This window comes from Xanthomonas sp. NCPPB 3174 (assembly GCF_056725205.1).
Map to the genome: position 1 here is coordinate 2,749,325 of NZ_CM161517.1, position 16,229 is coordinate 2,765,553.

Genomic DNA, 16,229 nt, shown 5'->3' on the forward strand with positions numbered 1-16,229 from the left:
CCCAGGAGACATGCACACAGACACGGGTGACGGTCGCGCCAGGGCGCCGTCCTGCGAGTTGTGACGGCACGGCCGAGGCCTTCGCCGTATCGGGTGGCGCTGCTGCTGTCAGGCAAGCGCGTCGCTACCGCGATCGGCCGAGACTAGAAATGCACTTCGCGTGACGCAAATGAAAATTTCACGCGCAGCTATGCGATTCCAGACTAGCGGGATGCACACCACGGCATGTCTACGGAATCGTCCACTCGCGGCATGGCAACGTCAGTGGCGACGCTCACATGTTCGCCGCGCGTTCGGGATACAGCCGCTTGGCGGCATTGCGCAGCGCCAGCAACACGCGTTCTGCGCCCGGCGGCAGCAGATAATCGCGGCGACGCACGATGCCGAAGGACTCCATGCGCACGCCCAGCGTGATTGGCAACACCGTCAGCAGCTTGGCCTGCACGTACGGCGCCACCGCCTCGGCCGGCAGCGCGGCCAGCAGGTCGCTGCCGCGCAGCAGGCTGGTCATCACCGGCAGCGACGAGGTCTCGATGACGTTCTGCGGCGCCGGCACTGCATGCTCCAAAAACATCGCGTCCAGGCGCGCGCGCAGCACGCTGTCGGCCGGTGGCAGCACCCAGCCGTAGCGGGCCAGGTCGGCATGGCGCAGGTCGGCGCGGGTGGACAGCGGGTGGCCGGCGCGGGCGATCACCGAGTGCGGCTCGTCGGCCAGCGGCTCGAACTCCAGCGCCTCGGCGCCATAGGGCCCGAGGATGCGCCCGATCACGATGTCGAGCTGGCCGTCCAGCAGCTTGGCCACCAGCGGCCGGCTGTAGTCCATCTCCACCCGCACCAGGATGCCGGGGAACTCGCGCTTGACCTCGGCGATCGCCTGCGGCACCAGATTGGTGCCCGGGTTGACCACGGTGCCGATCGAGACCTGGCCCATGCGCCCCTCGCACAGCGCCGCGATCTCTTCCTGGGCGCGGCCGATCTCCGACATCGCCGCGCGTGCGCGGCGGATCAGCACCTGCCCGTACCAGGTCGGCTCGACCCCGCGCGCGTGGCGCTCGAACAGCTTCACGCCCAGCAGGTCCTCCATTTCCGCCAGCAGCTTGGACGCCGCCGGCTGGGTCATGCTGGCCGCCTCGGCGGCGCGCAGCACCGAACGGTGCTCGTGCAACTGCAGCAGCAGCAACAGATGCCGGGTCTTCAGGCGCGCGGCGTTGAACCAGGGGTTGGCGGAAGCATTCATCGTGGGCAGGCGTCCTGGAAGGCGAAACCGCCTATTCGGCGGCGGAATAGAATATGCCTAAAATTTCATTTGCAGAGCATAGCTCACGCGCGCAGGCTACGGTCCATCGCGCCCCCGCCGGCGTCGCCGTTCGTCGGGCACCGGCCTGCCGCGGCGGATGCCGCCGGGTTGCGCCAGCGCGCCGACGCACGGGCGCGGACCGTGGCCTCCTGCCTCCGGTCCCGCCGCGGCGTCGCGCTGGCCCGGCGCCTCCGTCACCGTCGTTTCCGCCAGGTATCCCGATGTCCGCCGCTTCCCCGTTCCGACTCCCGCTGATCGCGATCCTGCGCGGCCTCACCCCGGAGGACGCGCTGGCGCACGTCGGGGCGCTGGCCGATGCCGGCTACGACGCGATCGAGATCCCGCTCAACTCGCCGCGCTGGGCCGACAGCATCGGCCCGGCCGCGCAGGCGTTCGGGCAGCGCTGCTGGATCGGCGGCGGCACCGTGCTGCAGATCGGCGACGTCGACGCCCTGGCCGATCTCGGCGCACGCTTCATCGTCACCCCCAACACGCGCCCGCCGGTGATCCGCCACGCGGTGGCGCGCGGCCTGCAGGTGGTGGCAGGCTTCGCCACCGCCACCGAGGCGTTCGACGCGCTGGATGCCGGCGCGCAGATGCTCAAGCTGTTCCCCGCCGCCACCTACGGCCCCGGCCACGTGCGCGCCCTGCGCGCGGTGCTGCCGGCGCAGGTGCCGCTGTTCGTGGTCGGCGGCGTCAACACCGAGACCCTGCACGACTACCTCGGCGCCGGCGCGATCGGTGCCGGCATCGGCGGCGAGCTGTACCGCCCCGGCCAGTCGCTCGCACAGACCCAGACGCACGCCGCCGCCTTCCGCCACGCCTATCTGGACCGCGCATGAAGATCGTCCGCCTCACCACCTACCACGCCGCGCCGCGCTGGCTATTCCTGAAGATCGAGACCGACGAGGGCATCACCGGCTGGGGCGAGCCGGTCATCGAAGGCCGCGCGCGCAGCGTCGAGGCCGCGGTGCGCGAACTCGGCGACAGCCTGATCGGCAAGGATCCGGCGCGGATCAACGACATCTGGCAGATGCTCTACCGCGGCGGCTTCTACCGCGGCGGCCCGATCCTGATGAGCGCCATCGCCGGCATCGATCAGGCGCTGTGGGACATCAAGGGCAAGGCGCTGGGCGTGCCGGTGTACGAACTGCTCGGCGGGCGCGTGCGCGACCGCATGAAGACCTACCGCTGGGTCGGCGGCGACCGCCCCGCGGCGACCATCGCGCAGATTCAGGGCTACCGCGACCTCGGCTTCGACACCTTCAAGTTCAACGGCACCGAGGAAATGAAGCTGATTGACGGCCCGCGCGCGGTGGATGCCGCGGTGGCCAAGGTGGCGCAGATCCGCGAGGCGTTCGGCACCGCCATCGACTTCGGCATCGACTTCCACGGCCGCGTCGCCGCGCCGATGGCGCGCGTGCTGCTGCGCGAACTGGAGCCGTTCAAGCCGCTGTTCGTCGAGGAGCCGGTGCTGCCCGAGCAGGCCGAGTACTACCCGCGGCTGGCCGCATCCACGCCGATCCCGCTGGCGGCCGGCGAGCGCATGTTCTCGCGCTTCGACTTCAAGCCGGTGCTGCAGGACGGCGGCCTGTCGCTGCTGCAGCCGGATCTCTCGCACGCCGGCGGCATCACCGAATGCCTGAAGATCGCCAGCATGGCCGAGGCCTACGAGGTCGGCCTGGCGCCGCACTGCCCGCTCGGCCCGGTGGCGCTGGCCGCCTGCCTGCAGGTGGATTTCGTCTCGCACAACGCGGTGCTGCAGGAACAGAGCATCGGCATCCACTACAACGAAGGCGCCGACCTGCTCGACTACGTGCTCAACAAGGACGACTTCGCCTGCGACAATGGCGGCAGCATCGCCGCATTGCCCAAACCGGGCCTCGGCGTGGAGATCGACGAGGAGCGCCTGCGCCATGCCAACGCCAACCCACCCGACTGGCACAACCCCATCTGGCGTCACGCCGACGGCAGCATCGCCGAGTGGTGAGCCGATGAACGTGTCCACCCCGCCCCGCCACACCGCCACGCTGGCGGTAGACAGCCGCTGCGCGCATGGCGAAGGCATGCTGTGGTGCGAACGCCGCGGCGTGCTGTTCTGGGTCGACATCAGCGGCCGCCGCCTGTGGCGCCACGATCCGTCCAGCAACGTCAGCCGGCATTGGGACCTGCCCGACCGCCCCGGCTGCCTGGGCCTGTTCGACGACGGCCGCCTGCTGCTGGCGCTGGCCAAGGGCGTGTACGCCGCCGATCCGGATGCCGCGGCCGAGACCGACAGCGCGCTGCCGCTGCAGCATCTGGCGGACGTGGAGCCGGAACGCGACGACACCCGCAGCAACGACGGCCGCGCCGACCGCCACGGCAACTTCGTGTTCGGCACCATGAGCGAGCGCGAGGACCAGGCGCCGGTCGGCAGCTTCTACCAATGGTCGGCGCGCCACGGGCTGCGCCGCCTGCCGTTGCCGGGCGTGGCCATTCCCAACGCGATCTGCTTCAGTGCCGACGGCCGCACGCTGTACTACTGCGATTCGGTGCAGCCGCGCATCCTGTGCTGCGACTACGACCCGGATGCCGCGCACACCGCCAACAGCCGTGTGTTCGCCGAACTGGACCATGCCGGCGCCGAGCCGGACGGTGCCATCGTCGACGCCGAAGGCCACCTGTGGAACGCGCAATGGCGTGCCTGGCAGGTGGTGCGCTATCGCCCCGACGGCAGCGTCGAGCGCCGCGTTGCCCTGCCGGTCAAGCATCCCACCTGCCCCGCCCTCGGCGGCGCCGACGGCGGCACGTTGTACCTGAGCACCTCGCGGCAGGATCACAGCGAGGACGAACTGGCACGCACGCCGCAGGCCGGCGGCGTGTACGTGGCCGCGGTCGGCATCGCCGGCCTGCCCGAAGGACGCATCGCCAGCGCATGATCGTCGTCGATTGGGGGACCAGCAGCCTGCGCGGCTATCGGCTCGACGCCGACGGCGGCATTCTCGACCAGCGCCGCAGCGACCAGGGCATCGCCGCCTGCCAGGGCCGCTTCGCCGCGACCCTGGCCGCCCTGATCGAGGGCTGGGACGGCGACATCGTCCTGTGCGGGATGATCGGCAGCCGCAACGGCTGGATCGAACTGCCGTACGCGCCCTGCCCGGCCGACGCCGCCGCCCTGGCCGCGGCGATGCGGCCGCTGCAGGATCCGGCGCTGCCCGGCCGCACGCTGTGGTTCGTGCCCGGCGTGGCCAGCGACGCCGACGCCGTGCCGGACGTGATGCGCGGCGAGGAGACCCAACTGATCGGCCTGCTCGCGTTGCTCGCGCAGGAACCGCCGACGGCCGAGATCCACCACGTCTGCCTGCCCGGCACCCACAGCAAGTGGGTGACCCTGCAGGACGGGCGCATCGCCTCGCTGGCGACGATGATGACCGGCGAACTGTACGCGCTGCTGCGCACGCACAGCCTGCTGGCGCGGCTGATGGACGCCGACGACGGCGTCTTCGATGCGGCCGCGTTCGACGCCGGCGTGCAGCGCAGCGGCGCCCCCGGCGGGGTGCTGCACCATCTGTTCGGCGTACGCAGCCTGGGCCTGTTCGAACGCCTGAGCGCCGCCGCGGCACCGTCCTACCTGTCCGGCCTGCTGATCGGCCACGAACTGCGCGCGCACCCCACCTTGCCGCCGGTGGTGCACCTGGTCGGCGGCAGCGGCCTGCTGGCGCGCTATGCGCATGCGCTGGCCACGCTCGGCAGCCGCGTGCGCACCCATCCGGAGGATCTGGCCGCGCGCGGCCTGTATCGGCTGGCGCAGCAGCGCGGCGGCCTCGCCGGCTGAGCCGCGCGCGGCGACCGCGCGCCTGCCGCCGCCGCGCGCACACGGCGGCGAGCGCGGCTTTGCATTAGAATCACCGGGTTAATCGCCGGATCGAGCCATGCCTTTCGTCGTCACCGAAAACTGCATCAAGTGCAAATACACCGACTGCGTGGAAGTGTGCCCCGTGGATTGCTTCCACGCCGGCCCGAACTTCCTGGTGATCGATCCGGACGAGTGCATCGACTGCACGCTGTGCGAGCCGGAATGCCCGGCCAACGCCATCTACCCCGAAGACGACGTGCCGGCCGGCCAGGAAGGCTTCGTCGCGCTCAACGCGGAACTGGCCAAGGCCTGGCCGGTTCTGACCACGCGCCAGGAACCGCTGCCCGACGCCGCCGAGTGGGACGGCAAGCCGAACAAGCTGCCGCTGCTGCAGAAGTAATCCCGCGGCGGATTCTGCCCGGGCGCCGCCTGCCAGACCGTACAAAACCGTAGAGACAAGCTGCGGCTTCAGGGCGCCTCTTACAACTCGCGTTGCCGCCGCTCGACCGGACACACGGTTACACCCTCGTAGAACGCGAGGCTTCGCCCGTACCCTCATCCGCCCCTTCGGGGCACCTTCTCCCGAGGGAAGAAGGAAGAAGCCGAAGCCCCTCTCCCTCCGGGAGAGGGGTTGGGGTGAGGGTACGGCACGCAGCGGCGCGCTGAAGCAAGGAGCCGCTCTTATTGCCCTTTTTGAATCAGCCGCGACGCGCATCTTGCAGAGCCCATCGCAGCCAACGCCGCTCCTTGCATACGCAGGGCGCATCTGACAACTCGCGTTGCCGCCGCTCGACCGGACACGCGGTTACACCCTCCTAGGCGCGAGGCTTCGCCCGTACCCTCATCCGCCCCTGCGGGGCACCTTCTCCCGAGGGGAGAAGGAAGAAGCCGAAGCCCCTCTCCCTCCGGGAGAGGGGTTGGGGTGAGGGTACGGCGCGCAGCGTCGCGCTGACGCAGGAAACGGCTCTGTCAACTTTATTGATCAGCCGCAAGGGATATCCCGGCAAAGCCCATCGCAGCCAACGCCGCTCCTTGCATCCACAAAGAAACCGCGCAGTGTTCTCCACCGAACGAAAACGGGCGCACTAGGCGCCCGTTTCGCGTTCTGCAGCAGATCCGGCGCACAGCCGGACCACACCGGCTCGGTCAATGACCCAGCTTGGCCTTCAGCGCGGCGATCAGCTTGACCGGCGCCTCGCCGGTGGCCGGCAGGCCGCGCGGATCCACCGCCGAGACGTACACGCCGGCATCCACCGCCACCACGCGCACCAGGAAGTTGCTGCCTTCGTAGGCCACGTCGTAGGAGCCCAGCAACTGCGCGCGGCTGGCGATGGTGACGCCTTCGATGCCGCCCAGCGCGTCGCCGACCTGGCCGAACACCTGGTCGCGCGTACCCGGCACCACGAAGCCGCTGTTCGAGGCCGCCGGGGCCTGGCCGGCCGGGGCCGCAGGCCGCTGCGCCGAGGCCAGCGCCGGCACCTTCATCGCTGCCGAGGTATCGGGCGAGGTCAGATCCGGCGGCACTTCCAGCGGGCGCATGTCGGGCGCCAGCGCGTAGTCGCCGCGCGGCTTGCCTTTGTGGAACCAGCTGCAACCGCTGGTGGCCGCGACCAGGGTGGTCGCCAGCACGGCGGCCGACAGCACGCGGACGTAGGGAACGGAAGCACGCATCAATCAATCTCCTGGAGTCAGGCCGCGAGCGTTTCGCGGCTGGATAGGTCTTCCAACGCGGCAGCGTCGGCGGCAAGTCGGTCGGCCGTGGCGTGGTGCGCCGCGGACAGCGGCAGCAGCGGCAGCCGCAGGCCCTGGCCGATCCCGGCACGCTGCAGCAGCGCCTTGACCGGGATCGGGTTGGATTCGATGCCGCAGAACGCATGGAACGGCTGCAGCCGCGCATCCCAGGCCTGCGCCGGCTCGGCCTGGCGCGCACGCGCCAGGTCGCACAGGCGCCGGTAGGCGCGCGGCAAGGCGTTGGAGGCCACCGAGATCAGCCCGTCGAAGCCGGCCAGCATCGCCTGCGCGGCGCTGCCGTCGTCGCCGCTGAACACCGCGAACTGGTCGCTGCGCAGGGCCGCCAGCGCGGCGATGCGCTGCGGGTCGCTCACGGCTTCCTTGATGCCGACGATGTTCGGATGCTGCGCCAGTTGCGCCACGGTCTCCGGCAGCAGGTCGCAGCCGGTGCGGCCTGGCACGTTGTACAGCAGCACCGGCAAGCCGCCCTGCTCGGCGACCTGGGTGTAGTGCGCGATCAAGCCGGCCTGGGTCGGGCGCACATACGGCGGGGTCACCACCAGCGCGTACTGCGCGCCACCGGCGGCGGCGCGCTGGGTCAGCACCACCGTCTTGGCGGTACCGGACAGGCCGGTGCCGGCCAGCACCGGCACGCGCCCGCCGATCGCCTGCACCGCTTCGCGCAGGATCCGGTCGTATTCCTCGTCCAGCAGCGTGGCCGCCTCGCCGGTCGATCCCGCCACCACCAGCCCCTGCACGCCGCCGTCGAGCTGGCGTTTGAGCAGCCGCTGCCAGGCGTCGAGGTCGAGGTCGCCATTGCCCTGGAAGGGCGTGGCCAGGGCGGTGATGATGCCGGAGAGAGACAAGATGCCGGGTGCTCGCTGGGAGAGAAGGGCCGCGCAGGCTGCGCGGACGGGTCGGCCCCGCACGCGGGGCAAGGTCGCCCCGCATGTTACTTGCGGCCCGAAAGCGCGGGCAAGTATGCTGCACACCATGCCGGGCGACCGCCCGGATGCCGTTCAGCCTTACGCAATGCCGGAAGCCCCTTTGACCGACACCACGCCCCGGCCCGCGCCGACCGAAAACCACCTCCTGATCAACGCCTACACGACGCATCCGGAGTCGCCCTTGTTGCCGGTGACGCGTCGCATCGCCGACAGCGGCTGCAATCTCGTCGATGCGCGCCTGGCCACGGTCGGCCGCGACGTGTCGGTGACCGCGCTGGCGACCGGCTCGTGGGACTCGGTGGCCAAGCTCGAAGCCATGCTCACCCGCCTCGACCGCGAGGAAGGCATGAAGCTGGTGTGGTACCGCACCGGCGCCAAGCAGGCGCAGTCCAACCTGCTGCCGTACATCGTCGAAGTCATCGCCGCCGACAAACCCGGCATCCTGTTCCAGTTGGCCGACTTCTTCGACCGCCAGGGCATCACCATCGAGAACCTGCAGAGCACGCGCTACCGCGCCATGCAGACCGGCGCGGAGATGTTCTCGGCGCAGGTGACGATCGGCGTGCCGGCGAACATGCACATCGCCGCGCTGCGCGACGACTTCCTCGAGTTCTGCGACCACCTCAACCTGGACGCGATCATGGATCCGATGAAGTTCTGAGTGCGCCACGCTGGACACCGACGCAATCGAACGCGGATGATGGCGATGCACGCGGAGGACACCCCATGAAGGACGGCGACACCCTGGACCGCAGCACGCTGGCCTTGCCGCTGGCGCTGTCCGGCGGCGCAAGCGCCACGCTCGGCGACTACGCCGGCCGCTGGCTGGTGCTGTATTTCTATCCGAAGGACAGCACGCCCGGCTGCACCACCGAGGGCATCGAGTTCAACGCGCTGCTGCCGCAGTTCGAACAGGCCGGCGCCACCGTGCTGGGCGTGTCGCGCGACTCGGTGAAGTCGCACGACAATTTCTGCGCCAAGCAGGGTTTCCGCTTCCCCCTGATCAGCGACGCCGACGAAGCGCTGTGCCGCGCCTTCGACGTGATCAAGGAAAAGAACATGTACGGCCGCCAGGTGCGGGGCATCGAGCGCAGCACCTTCCTGCTCTCGCCGACCGGCCAACTGGTCCGCAGCTGGCGCAAGGTCAAGGTCCCCGGCCACGCCCAGGCCGTGCTAGACGCGCTGCAGGCCGCCGCCAAGCAGTGACCACTGCCGTTTCCCGCACCCCGCATCGCCCTGCCCCGCAGGCAGCGATGGTTCGTCCCTGCTCCTCTTTCAGGAATCCATGATGACCCGAGGCAAGCGCATCTACGTGCTGGATACCAACGTGCTGATGCACGATCCGACCGCGCTGTTCAAGTTCGAGGAACACGACGTGTTCCTGCCGATGCAGGTGATCGAGGAACTGGACAATGCCAAGAAGGGCATGTCCGAAGTCAGCCGCAACGCGCGCCAGGTCAGCCGTTTCCTCAACGAGCTGATCGAGGGCGCCGGCGCCGAGCAGATCGAATCCGGCATTCCGCTCAGCCACCCGCAGGGCATCCAGCTCAAGAGCACCGGCAGCATCGGCCGGCTGTACTTTCAGGTGCGCCCGGTCGAGCCGGGGCGCAGCTTCGGCAGCGTCGCCCCGGACAACAAGATCCTGGCCGCGGTGCTGGCGCTGCGCGAGGAACACCCGGAAACCCCGGTGATCCTGGTCTCCAAGGACATCAACCTGAGGATCAAGGCGGCGATCAGCGGCCTGGTCGCCGAGGACTACGAGAACGACCGCGCGCTCGACGATTTCAGCCTGCTCTACACCGGCGCGATCGAGCTGCCGGAGAATTTCTGGCAGAAGCACAACCAGGACCTGCGCAGCTGGAGCGACAAGGGTCGCACCTGCTACGAGATCGCCCTGGCCGCCGACGAGGACTGGTATCCGAACCAGTACCTGTACCTGCCCGGCGAGGACGAAGTGGAACTGCGCGTGGTCAAGGTCAACGCCGAGCGCAAGGCGACCCTGGCGCTGGTCGACGACTTCCGCAGCGGCCAGCACGCGGTATGGGGCATCGCCGCGCGCAACCGCGAGCAGAACTTTGCGCTCAACGCGCTGATGGACCCGGAAATCGACTTCGTCACCCTGCTCGGCACCGCCGGTACTGGCAAGACGCTGCTGGCGCTGGCCGCGGGCCTGGCGCAGACCATGGACCAGCAGCGCTACCGCGAGATCATCATGACCCGCGCCACGGTCAGCGTCGGCGAGGACATCGGCTTTTTGCCCGGCACCGAGGAAGAGAAGATGACGCCGTGGATGGGCGCGCTCACCGACAACCTGGAAGTGCTCACCCACACCCAGGAAGGCGGCACCTGGGGCCGCCAGGCCACCAATGACCTGCTCGCCAGCCGCATCAAGATCCGCTCGATGAACTTCATGCGCGGGCGCACCTTCCTCTCGCGCTACCTGATCCTGGACGAAGCGCAGAACCTGACCCCGAAGCAGATGAAAACACTGATCACCCGTGCCGGCCCCGGCACCAAGATCGTGTGCCTGGGCAACGTGGAACAGATCGACACGCCCTACCTGACCGAGACCACCTCCGGCCTGACTTACGCGGTGGACCGCTTCAAGGCCTGGCCGCATAGCGCGCACATCACCCTGCGCCGCGGCGAGCGCTCGCGCCTGGCCGACTACGCCTCGGAGGTGCTGTGAACGCGGCGGCCGGCGTGCGCCTGGCTGGCGCGGCGCTGGCCATGGCCCTGCTCGGCGCCTGCGCCACCGCGCGCGGGCCGGCCACCGTACCGACCGCGATCAAGACCGGGCAGTCGTGGATCGTCACCCGCAACAGCACCGCCGCGCAGGTGCTCGACACCTGCGCGCGCGACAGCCCGGCACGCCAGGACGGCGCGGTCACCGGCTACTGGATCCCGACCCCGGAACAGATCGCGGAACTGGAAGCGCACCTGGCGCAACTGCAGCCGCAGATCGCCGACCCCACCGCGTCCGATCGCCAGTACGTCGGCATCCTGTACCGCGGCAAGCAGGCGATCTACGTCAACGCCTTCGCACCGGACGACGGCAGCGAGCGCGACCCCGCGGTCGACGCGGTCCGCGCCTGCGGCGGCGGCAGCCGCTTCTGGGGCGCGGTCTACGACCCGGCCAGCGCCCGCTTCTCCGAGGTCGCGGTCAACGGCGCACGCTGAGATGGCCGCAGGCAGGCGCCAACGGCGGCACGTTGGGGCGGCTGCATCCCTCGGCCGTCGCGCCGCGGCTGCTTCGCGCGCGGCATGAACCTGGAACTGCCACGCTGGGCCTGGGCCTTCGCCGGGGCGCTGGCCGCCGTCGCCGGCATGGTCAACGTGGTCGGCTATCTCGGCTTCGAGCACCAGGCGGTCACCCACCTCACCGGCACCACCACCCTGCTCGGCGCCGCGCTGGCCGACGGCGACGCGCGCGCGATCGCGCAACTGGTCGGCGTGGTGCTGGCGTTCCTCGGCGGATCGATGCTCGGCGGCTTCATCGTGCAGGACAGCCGCCTGCGCCTGGGCCGCCGCTACGGCGTGGCGCTGGCGCTGGAAGCGCTGCTGCTGCTGGCGGCGATGCAGGCGTTCAAGCAGCAGCAACTCGCCGGCGCGGTACTCGCCGCGATCGCCTGCGGCCTGCAGAACGCCACCACCACCGTCTACAGCGGCGCGGTGGTGCGCACCACCCATCTCACCGGCATGTTCACCGACCTGGGCATCGGCCTGGGCCAGGCGCTGCGCGGCCTGCCGCTGCCGCGCCGCCGCATCCGCCTCAGCCTGCTGATCATCGGCGGCTTCCTGTGCGGCGGCGTGCTCGGCGCCTGGGCCTACCGGCAGGTCGGCTTCGACGCCCTGCTCGGCCCCGCCCTGCTGACCGGCACGGTCGGCACGCTATACGCGCTGCAGGCGCACTACCGCAGCCGCGAACGCTGAAGGCGCGGCCGAGTGCATAAGCGACGTCAGCCCTGCACAATCGGCGCATGAGCGAACCCACCGTCGTCTCCGCGCTGAGCATCGCCGGCACCGATTCCGGCGGCGGTGCCGGCATCCAGGCCGATCTCAAGACCTTCGCCGCGCATCGCGTGCACGGGCTGGCGGCCGCCGCCGCGCTGACCGCGCAGCACACCCGCGGCGTCACCGCGGTACATGTGCCGCCGCTGTCGTTCCTGCGCGCGCAGATCGATGCCTGCTTCGCCGACTTCGACATCGCCGCGGTCAAGCTCGGCATGCTCGCCAACGCCGAGGTGATCCACCTGGTCGCCGATGCGCTGGAGCAGTACCGCCCACCGTGGGTGGTGCTGGACCCGGTGATGGTGGCCACCAGCGGCGCCAAGCTGCTGCAGGACGACGCCCTGGACGCGCTGCGCGGCCGCCTGTTGCCGCTGGCGACACTGGTGACGCCGAACGTGCCGGAAGCGCAGTTGCTGCTCGGCCGCCCGATCGACAACGCCGACGACGCCGAACACGCCACCGCGGCGCTGCTCGAGGCCGGCGCACAGGCGGTGCTGCTCAAGGGCGGTCATCTGCAGGAAGGCCAGCGGGTGATCGACCGCTACGACGACGGCGTCAGCCGCAGCGAGTTCAGCCACGCACGACTGGCGCTGGACGCACACGGCACCGGTTGCACCCTGGCCGCGGCGATCGCCGCACAGCTGTGCCAGGGCCTGGCCTTGCCGGCCGCCTGCGAAGCGGCGATCGACTACGTGGCGCGCGCCCTGCGCGGCAGCTATCGGCCCGGCCGCAGCGACGTGGCGGTGCTGGATCACTTCGGCGCGGCGCGCGGCCCATGAGTGCAGCCCCCAGCGGCGCGTCCGCGATCACCGAGCACGCCCTGCCCGTCGCCGCGGCCGACGGCCATCGCTGGACCTTGCTGGCGCGCGTCCCCGACGCGCCGCGGCAGTCGCTGCTGTGGCTGCCGGCGCTGGGCGTGGCCGCGCGCCATTACCTGCCGTTCGCCGAAGCGCTGGCCGCGCACGGCGTCGCGGTGTTCCTGCACGAATGGCGCGGCAACGGCAGCAGCACGCTGCGGCCGTCGCGGCAATGCGACTGGGGCTATCGCGCCCTGCTGCAACTGGATCTGCCCGCCAGCCAGGCGGCGATCGCCGGGCATGGGATCGCAGCGCCGCTGCTCGTCGGCGGCCACAGCCTCGGCGGACAGCTCGCCTGCTGCTACGCCAGCCTGCAGCCGCAGGCCTTCGCCGCGCTGTGGCTGGTCGCCAGCGGCACGCCGTACTGGCGCCGTTTTCCCGCGCCGCGCGGCTATCTGCTGCCGCTGGCGTACCGTCTGCTGCCATGGCTGGCACAGCGGCAGGGCGTGCTGCACGGTCGCCGCCTTGGCTTCGGCGGCACCGAAGCGCGCGGCCTGATCGCCGACTGGGCGCGCGTGGGCCGCAGCGGCCGCTACGCCGCGGCCGGGCTGGCCACCGACCTGGAAGCGCGCTTGGCGCACCTGACGCTGCCGGTGCGCGGCGTGGTGCTGCAGGACGACTGGCTGGCGCCGGAGCGTTCGCTGCGCGGCCTGCTGGACAAGCTGGCGTCGCCTGCACCGCACATCCATCGCCTGGACGCCGCGCAGCTGGGCACGGCCGCCGATCATTTCGCCTGGATGAAGCGGCCCGCCGCGGTCGCCGCGGCGCTGCTGGGCGAGGATCGGTGAAATTTTTCCGAAAGAGCATTGACGGGCCAGATCGACTCCCGCATAATTCCGCTCCTGACGACGCGCCCGTAGCTCAGTTGGATAGAGTACCTGGCTACGAACCAGGCGGTCGGGAGTTCGAATCTCTCCGGGCGCACCAGTCAGATGAAAAACGACAAGCCACCGCTTGTCGTTTTTTTTTGCCCTGCCGCCGCGATGCGATCGCAACCAGGCCGCGCGCAGCGGCATCGTCGCCCGCTTGCGTCATGCGCACGACACGCAGGTGTAGACGAATCGCCGCAACTCGTGAATAATCCCGCGCCTGACGACGCGCCCGTAGCTCAGTTGGATAGAGTACCTGGCTACGAACCAGGCGGTCGGGAGTTCGAATCTCTCCGGGCGCACCAGTCAGATCAAAAACGACAAGCCAGCGCTTGTCGTTTTTTTTGCCTGCGAGGCGGCGATTGCATGCCGCGCGCAGCGGCGAACGATGCATGCCGCCGGCCTTGCCTGCGCGACCGACGAAGCCACACCAGCTCAGGCGATGGTATCCACCACACCGCCGTCGACGCGCAGCGCCGCACCGGTGGTCGCGGACGCCTGCGGCGACGCGACATAGACGCACAGATTGGCGACCTCCTCCACCGTCGCGGCGCGGCGGATGATCGAGCTGGCGCGATGCGCCTTGACGAAATCGGCGGCGACCTCGTCCAGTGGCTTGCCGGACTGCTCCACCTGCTCGGACAACATGGCGGCGACGCCTTCGGTCAGCGTCGGCCCCGGCAGGATCGCATTCACGGTGACGCCGGTGCCGGCCATGCGCTTGGCCAAGCCGCGCGACAGGGCGAGATCGGCGGTCTTGGTCACGCCATAGTGAATCATCTCGACCGGGATATTGAGTCCGGACTCCGACGAGACGAAGAGCACGCGCCCCCAGCCCTTGTCGGCCATCCCCGGCAGATACGCGCGCGACAGGCGCACGCCGGACATCACGTTGACGGCCAGGAAGCGCTCCCATTCCGCGTCGGGCGTCTCGAAGAAGTCCTGCATCCCGAAGATGCCGGCGTTGTTGACCAGGATATCGACCGCAGGGAGCGCGGCGACGATCGCATCGCAGCCGGCTGCAGTCGCCACGTCGCCCACCACGGCGCGCACGCTGGCGGCCGGGAGGTCGCGCTTGAGCGCCGCGACGGCGGCCTCGGTACGGGCCTCGTCGCGACCGTTCAGCGCGACCTCGGCGCCCGCCGCGGCCAGGCCCTTGGCGATGCCAAAACCGATGCCCGCGGTGGAGCCGGTGACGAGGGCGATTTTCCCGGATAGATCGATGTTCATGGCTGTCTCCGTGCAGCAGGGTGAGGATGAGGATTCGCTTCGGCGCCGCCCTTGCGGGATCGCCGCGGACAGGCGCTTGCCGGACCGGTGGTGTCATCGACCGAATCATGGACGCATCCGCCGGCAAGCAAGTGAACGCGACCCAGGCAGGACGTCCGCTCGACGTCGCCACGCCAGCGGGATGCGGGCAATGCACGCGGAAGAATCGAGCGCGCTGGGGCGGGACGCGCGCCCCTGCCTACCTACCCAACCACGCCCATGCCTACGGACGACGCACTTGCCGGCATCGGCGGAAGCGTATGCGTCGTGACGTCGCCGGGACGCATGACGCTCCCGCCACGGCGACTCACGCCGCGATCGTGTCGCCCTTCGGCGGCGGCGCCACTGCAGCCGCAGCGTCCAGCGCGACCAGCGGATGGCCCGCCGCACGCCACGCATCCAGCCCACCGCGCAGCGGCAGCACGTCCTCGAACGCGTGCTGGCGCAGGCGCTTGGCCAGGATCGCGGCCGAGACCTCGTTCGGGCAGGCGCAGTAGATGACGATCCTGCGATCGCGCGGCAAGCGCGCGACGAGCGCATCGACCTGGCGATCGTCCACTTCCAGCGCACCAGGAATGGCGAAAGGCTCCAGCGTACGGTAGCCGGGAGCGCGAATGTCCAGCAGCAGCGGCGGCGCCTCGCCCTGCAGCAGCGCGTGCAGTTCGTCGACGTCGATGCGCCGCATCTCCATCGCCTTGCGCAGCGAGTGCCGGCGCCAGGCGCGGTAGCCGACGTACAGCGCCAGCAGGCCGCCCAGCAGCAGCGCCGCGCGCCTGCCGAGCAGGCTCAGCCAGTCCAGCAAGTCCTGCACCTGGTCGGCGAAGCACAGGCCCAGCAACAACCCGCCGCCCGCCCACAAGGCCGCGCCCAGCGCGTCGTAGCGCAGGAAGGCCACCGGGCGCACACGCATCGCGCCGGCCATCGGCACCGACACCATCGACAGGCCCGGCACGAACTTGGCCACCGCCAGCACGCGCACGCCCCAGCGCGCATAGAAGCGCTCGGTGCGCTTCATGCAGGTGTCGCGCGACAGGGACAGCCTGCACAGCGACTGCAGGGTGCGGTTGCCGTAACGGCGGCCGGCACCGAACCACAACAGATCGCCGACCAGGCTCGCCGCGATCGACACCGACAAGGCGCCGAGCAGCGCACTCCACATCGCCGCGCCATCGAGCAGCGCATAGGTCGCCCCGACCAGGATCAACGTGGGCAGCGCCGGCACCGGCAGGCCCAGCGACAAGGCCAGGACGTTGACGAAGACCAGCCCGAGTCCGTAGCGCGCAATCAGGTCCTGCATGGCGTGGCGGGCGGAAAGAAGAAGATGCCGCGCATTATCCTCCCGTCGCCCACCGCGCGCGCGGGCAGCAGGGCATCACCGGCGGAACAGACCCATCCATCGTCGCCCTGCAGCAC

The 16,229-nt window shown here is 70.2% G+C and carries 17 protein-coding genes and 2 tRNA genes; 14 read left to right on the top strand and 5 right to left on the bottom strand.

The features are described from left to right. Window positions 1-274: 274 nt before the first annotated feature. Complete coding sequence (locus AC1PK7_RS12145; protein ID WP_481098298.1) at window positions 275-1,237, bottom strand: LysR substrate-binding domain-containing protein; 963 nt, start codon at window positions 1,235-1,237, stop codon at window positions 275-277. Between the two features lie 281 nt (window positions 1,238-1,518). Here AC1PK7_RS12145 and AC1PK7_RS12150 point away from each other — a divergent pair, with 281 nt between their 5' ends. From AC1PK7_RS12150 to fdxA, 5 genes are all read left to right on the top strand, one after another. Next, window positions 1,519-2,139 (top strand): 2-dehydro-3-deoxy-6-phosphogalactonate aldolase, encoded by a 621-nt coding sequence (locus AC1PK7_RS12150; protein WP_481098299.1) that lies wholly within the window; start codon window positions 1,519-1,521, stop codon window positions 2,137-2,139. Further along, on the top strand, window positions 2,136-3,287 hold the full coding sequence (dgoD, locus tag AC1PK7_RS12155) for a galactonate dehydratase (protein ID WP_481098300.1): 1,152 nt from the start codon (window positions 2,136-2,138) through the stop codon (window positions 3,285-3,287). Before AC1PK7_RS12150 ends, dgoD begins: the two co-directional genes overlap by 4 nt. A 10-nt stretch (window positions 3,288-3,297) precedes the next feature. After that, complete coding sequence (locus AC1PK7_RS12160) at window positions 3,298-4,215, top strand: SMP-30/gluconolactonase/LRE family protein (RefSeq protein ID WP_481100889.1); 918 nt, start codon at window positions 3,298-3,300, stop codon at window positions 4,213-4,215. Continuing rightward, the gene (locus tag AC1PK7_RS12165) at window positions 4,212-5,111 is read left to right on the top strand and encodes a 2-dehydro-3-deoxygalactonokinase (protein WP_481098301.1); all 900 of its coding nucleotides are present in this window, start codon (window positions 4,212-4,214) and stop codon (window positions 5,109-5,111) included. Before AC1PK7_RS12160 ends, AC1PK7_RS12165 begins: the two co-directional genes overlap by 4 nt. 97 nt (window positions 5,112-5,208) lie before the next feature. Beyond that, complete coding sequence (fdxA, locus tag AC1PK7_RS12170; RefSeq protein WP_017909525.1) at window positions 5,209-5,532, top strand: ferredoxin FdxA; 324 nt, start codon at window positions 5,209-5,211, stop codon at window positions 5,530-5,532. 746 nt (window positions 5,533-6,278) lie between these two features. On the opposite strand, the gene AC1PK7_RS12175 is transcribed toward fdxA, so the two are convergent. Together AC1PK7_RS12175 and dapA are read right to left on the bottom strand one after the other, a co-directional pair. Continuing rightward, window positions 6,279-6,803, bottom strand: coding sequence for a hypothetical protein (locus tag AC1PK7_RS12175; RefSeq protein WP_010343910.1), 525 nt, complete (start codon window positions 6,801-6,803; stop codon window positions 6,279-6,281). A gap of 17 nt (window positions 6,804-6,820) precedes the next feature. Further along, complete coding sequence (gene dapA, locus AC1PK7_RS12180) at window positions 6,821-7,729, bottom strand: 4-hydroxy-tetrahydrodipicolinate synthase (RefSeq protein WP_481098302.1); 909 nt, start codon at window positions 7,727-7,729, stop codon at window positions 6,821-6,823. A gap of 166 nt (window positions 7,730-7,895) precedes the next feature. Between dapA and AC1PK7_RS12185 the strand changes: the two genes are divergently transcribed. The 9 genes from AC1PK7_RS12185 (at window position 7,896) to AC1PK7_RS12225 (ending at window position 13,852) form a co-directional block, all read left to right on the top strand. After that, entirely contained in the window at window positions 7,896-8,471 is a 576-nt protein-coding gene (locus AC1PK7_RS12185) for a glycine cleavage system transcriptional repressor (protein WP_087943489.1), read from the top strand. Between the two features lie 65 nt (window positions 8,472-8,536). Continuing rightward, window positions 8,537-9,016: a peroxiredoxin gene (locus tag AC1PK7_RS12190; protein ID WP_481098303.1), complete on the top strand. Its 480-nt coding sequence runs from the start codon at window positions 8,537-8,539 to the stop codon at window positions 9,014-9,016. An 82-nt stretch (window positions 9,017-9,098) separates the two neighbouring features. Further along, window positions 9,099-10,499, top strand: coding sequence for a PhoH family protein (locus AC1PK7_RS12195; protein ID WP_481098304.1), 1,401 nt, complete (start codon window positions 9,099-9,101; stop codon window positions 10,497-10,499). Further along, the gene (locus tag AC1PK7_RS12200) at window positions 10,496-10,990 is read left to right on the top strand and encodes a hypothetical protein (protein WP_481098305.1); all 495 of its coding nucleotides are present in this window, start codon (window positions 10,496-10,498) and stop codon (window positions 10,988-10,990) included. Before AC1PK7_RS12195 ends, AC1PK7_RS12200 begins: the two co-directional genes overlap by 4 nt. An 84-nt stretch (window positions 10,991-11,074) precedes the next feature. Then, a complete protein-coding gene (locus AC1PK7_RS12205; RefSeq protein ID WP_010343917.1) occupies window positions 11,075-11,743 on the top strand; it encodes a YoaK family protein in 669 nt (222 codons plus the stop codon). Between the two features lie 47 nt (window positions 11,744-11,790). After that, the gene (thiD, locus tag AC1PK7_RS12210) at window positions 11,791-12,600 is read left to right on the top strand and encodes a bifunctional hydroxymethylpyrimidine kinase/phosphomethylpyrimidine kinase (RefSeq protein WP_481098306.1); all 810 of its coding nucleotides are present in this window, start codon (window positions 11,791-11,793) and stop codon (window positions 12,598-12,600) included. After that, the gene (locus AC1PK7_RS12215; protein ID WP_481098307.1) at window positions 12,597-13,466 is read left to right on the top strand and encodes an alpha/beta hydrolase family protein; all 870 of its coding nucleotides are present in this window, start codon (window positions 12,597-12,599) and stop codon (window positions 13,464-13,466) included. Before thiD ends, AC1PK7_RS12215 begins: the two co-directional genes overlap by 4 nt. A gap of 62 nt (window positions 13,467-13,528) precedes the next feature. Continuing rightward, a tRNA-Arg gene (locus AC1PK7_RS12220) sits at window positions 13,529-13,605 on the top strand. 170 nt (window positions 13,606-13,775) lie between these two features. Next, window positions 13,776-13,852, top strand: a tRNA-Arg gene (locus AC1PK7_RS12225). A gap of 130 nt (window positions 13,853-13,982) precedes the next feature. Here AC1PK7_RS12225 and AC1PK7_RS12230 read toward each other — a convergent pair. Together AC1PK7_RS12230 and AC1PK7_RS12235 are read right to left on the bottom strand one after the other, a co-directional pair. Next, entirely contained in the window at window positions 13,983-14,777 is a 795-nt protein-coding gene (locus AC1PK7_RS12230) for an SDR family NAD(P)-dependent oxidoreductase (RefSeq protein WP_481098308.1), read from the bottom strand. A gap of 346 nt (window positions 14,778-15,123) precedes the next feature. After that, entirely contained in the window at window positions 15,124-16,113 is a 990-nt protein-coding gene (locus AC1PK7_RS12235) for a DedA family protein/thiosulfate sulfurtransferase GlpE (RefSeq protein WP_481098309.1), read from the bottom strand. Window positions 16,114-16,229 lie beyond the last annotated feature (116 nt).

What these genes read in the sequence shown, in the direction of transcription:
- AC1PK7_RS12145 (WP_481098298.1), bottom strand. Translation starts at nt 1,237, where the DNA reads ATGAATGCTTCCGCCAACCCCTGGTTCAACGCCGCGCGCCTGAAGACC.
- AC1PK7_RS12150 (WP_481098299.1), top strand. Translation starts at nt 1,519, where the DNA reads ATGTCCGCCGCTTCCCCGTTCCGACTCCCGCTGATCGCGATCCTGCGC.
- dgoD (WP_481098300.1), top strand. Translation starts at nt 2,136, where the DNA reads ATGAAGATCGTCCGCCTCACCACCTACCACGCCGCGCCGCGCTGGCTA.
- AC1PK7_RS12165 (WP_481098301.1), top strand. Translation starts at nt 4,212, where the DNA reads ATGATCGTCGTCGATTGGGGGACCAGCAGCCTGCGCGGCTATCGGCTC.
- fdxA (WP_017909525.1), top strand. Translation starts at nt 5,209, where the DNA reads ATGCCTTTCGTCGTCACCGAAAACTGCATCAAGTGCAAATACACCGAC.
- AC1PK7_RS12175 (WP_010343910.1), bottom strand. Translation starts at nt 6,803, where the DNA reads ATGCGTGCTTCCGTTCCCTACGTCCGCGTGCTGTCGGCCGCCGTGCTG.
- AC1PK7_RS12185 (WP_087943489.1), top strand. Translation starts at nt 7,896, where the DNA reads ATGCCGGAAGCCCCTTTGACCGACACCACGCCCCGGCCCGCGCCGACC.
- AC1PK7_RS12190 (WP_481098303.1), top strand. Translation starts at nt 8,537, where the DNA reads ATGAAGGACGGCGACACCCTGGACCGCAGCACGCTGGCCTTGCCGCTG.
- AC1PK7_RS12195 (WP_481098304.1), top strand. Translation starts at nt 9,099, where the DNA reads ATGACCCGAGGCAAGCGCATCTACGTGCTGGATACCAACGTGCTGATG.
- AC1PK7_RS12205 (WP_010343917.1), top strand. Translation starts at nt 11,075, where the DNA reads ATGAACCTGGAACTGCCACGCTGGGCCTGGGCCTTCGCCGGGGCGCTG.
- thiD (WP_481098306.1), top strand. Translation starts at nt 11,791, where the DNA reads ATGAGCGAACCCACCGTCGTCTCCGCGCTGAGCATCGCCGGCACCGAT.
- AC1PK7_RS12215 (WP_481098307.1), top strand. Translation starts at nt 12,597, where the DNA reads ATGAGTGCAGCCCCCAGCGGCGCGTCCGCGATCACCGAGCACGCCCTG.
- AC1PK7_RS12230 (WP_481098308.1), bottom strand. Translation starts at nt 14,777, where the DNA reads ATGAACATCGATCTATCCGGGAAAATCGCCCTCGTCACCGGCTCCACC.
- AC1PK7_RS12235 (WP_481098309.1), bottom strand. Translation starts at nt 16,113, where the DNA reads ATGCAGGACCTGATTGCGCGCTACGGACTCGGGCTGGTCTTCGTCAAC.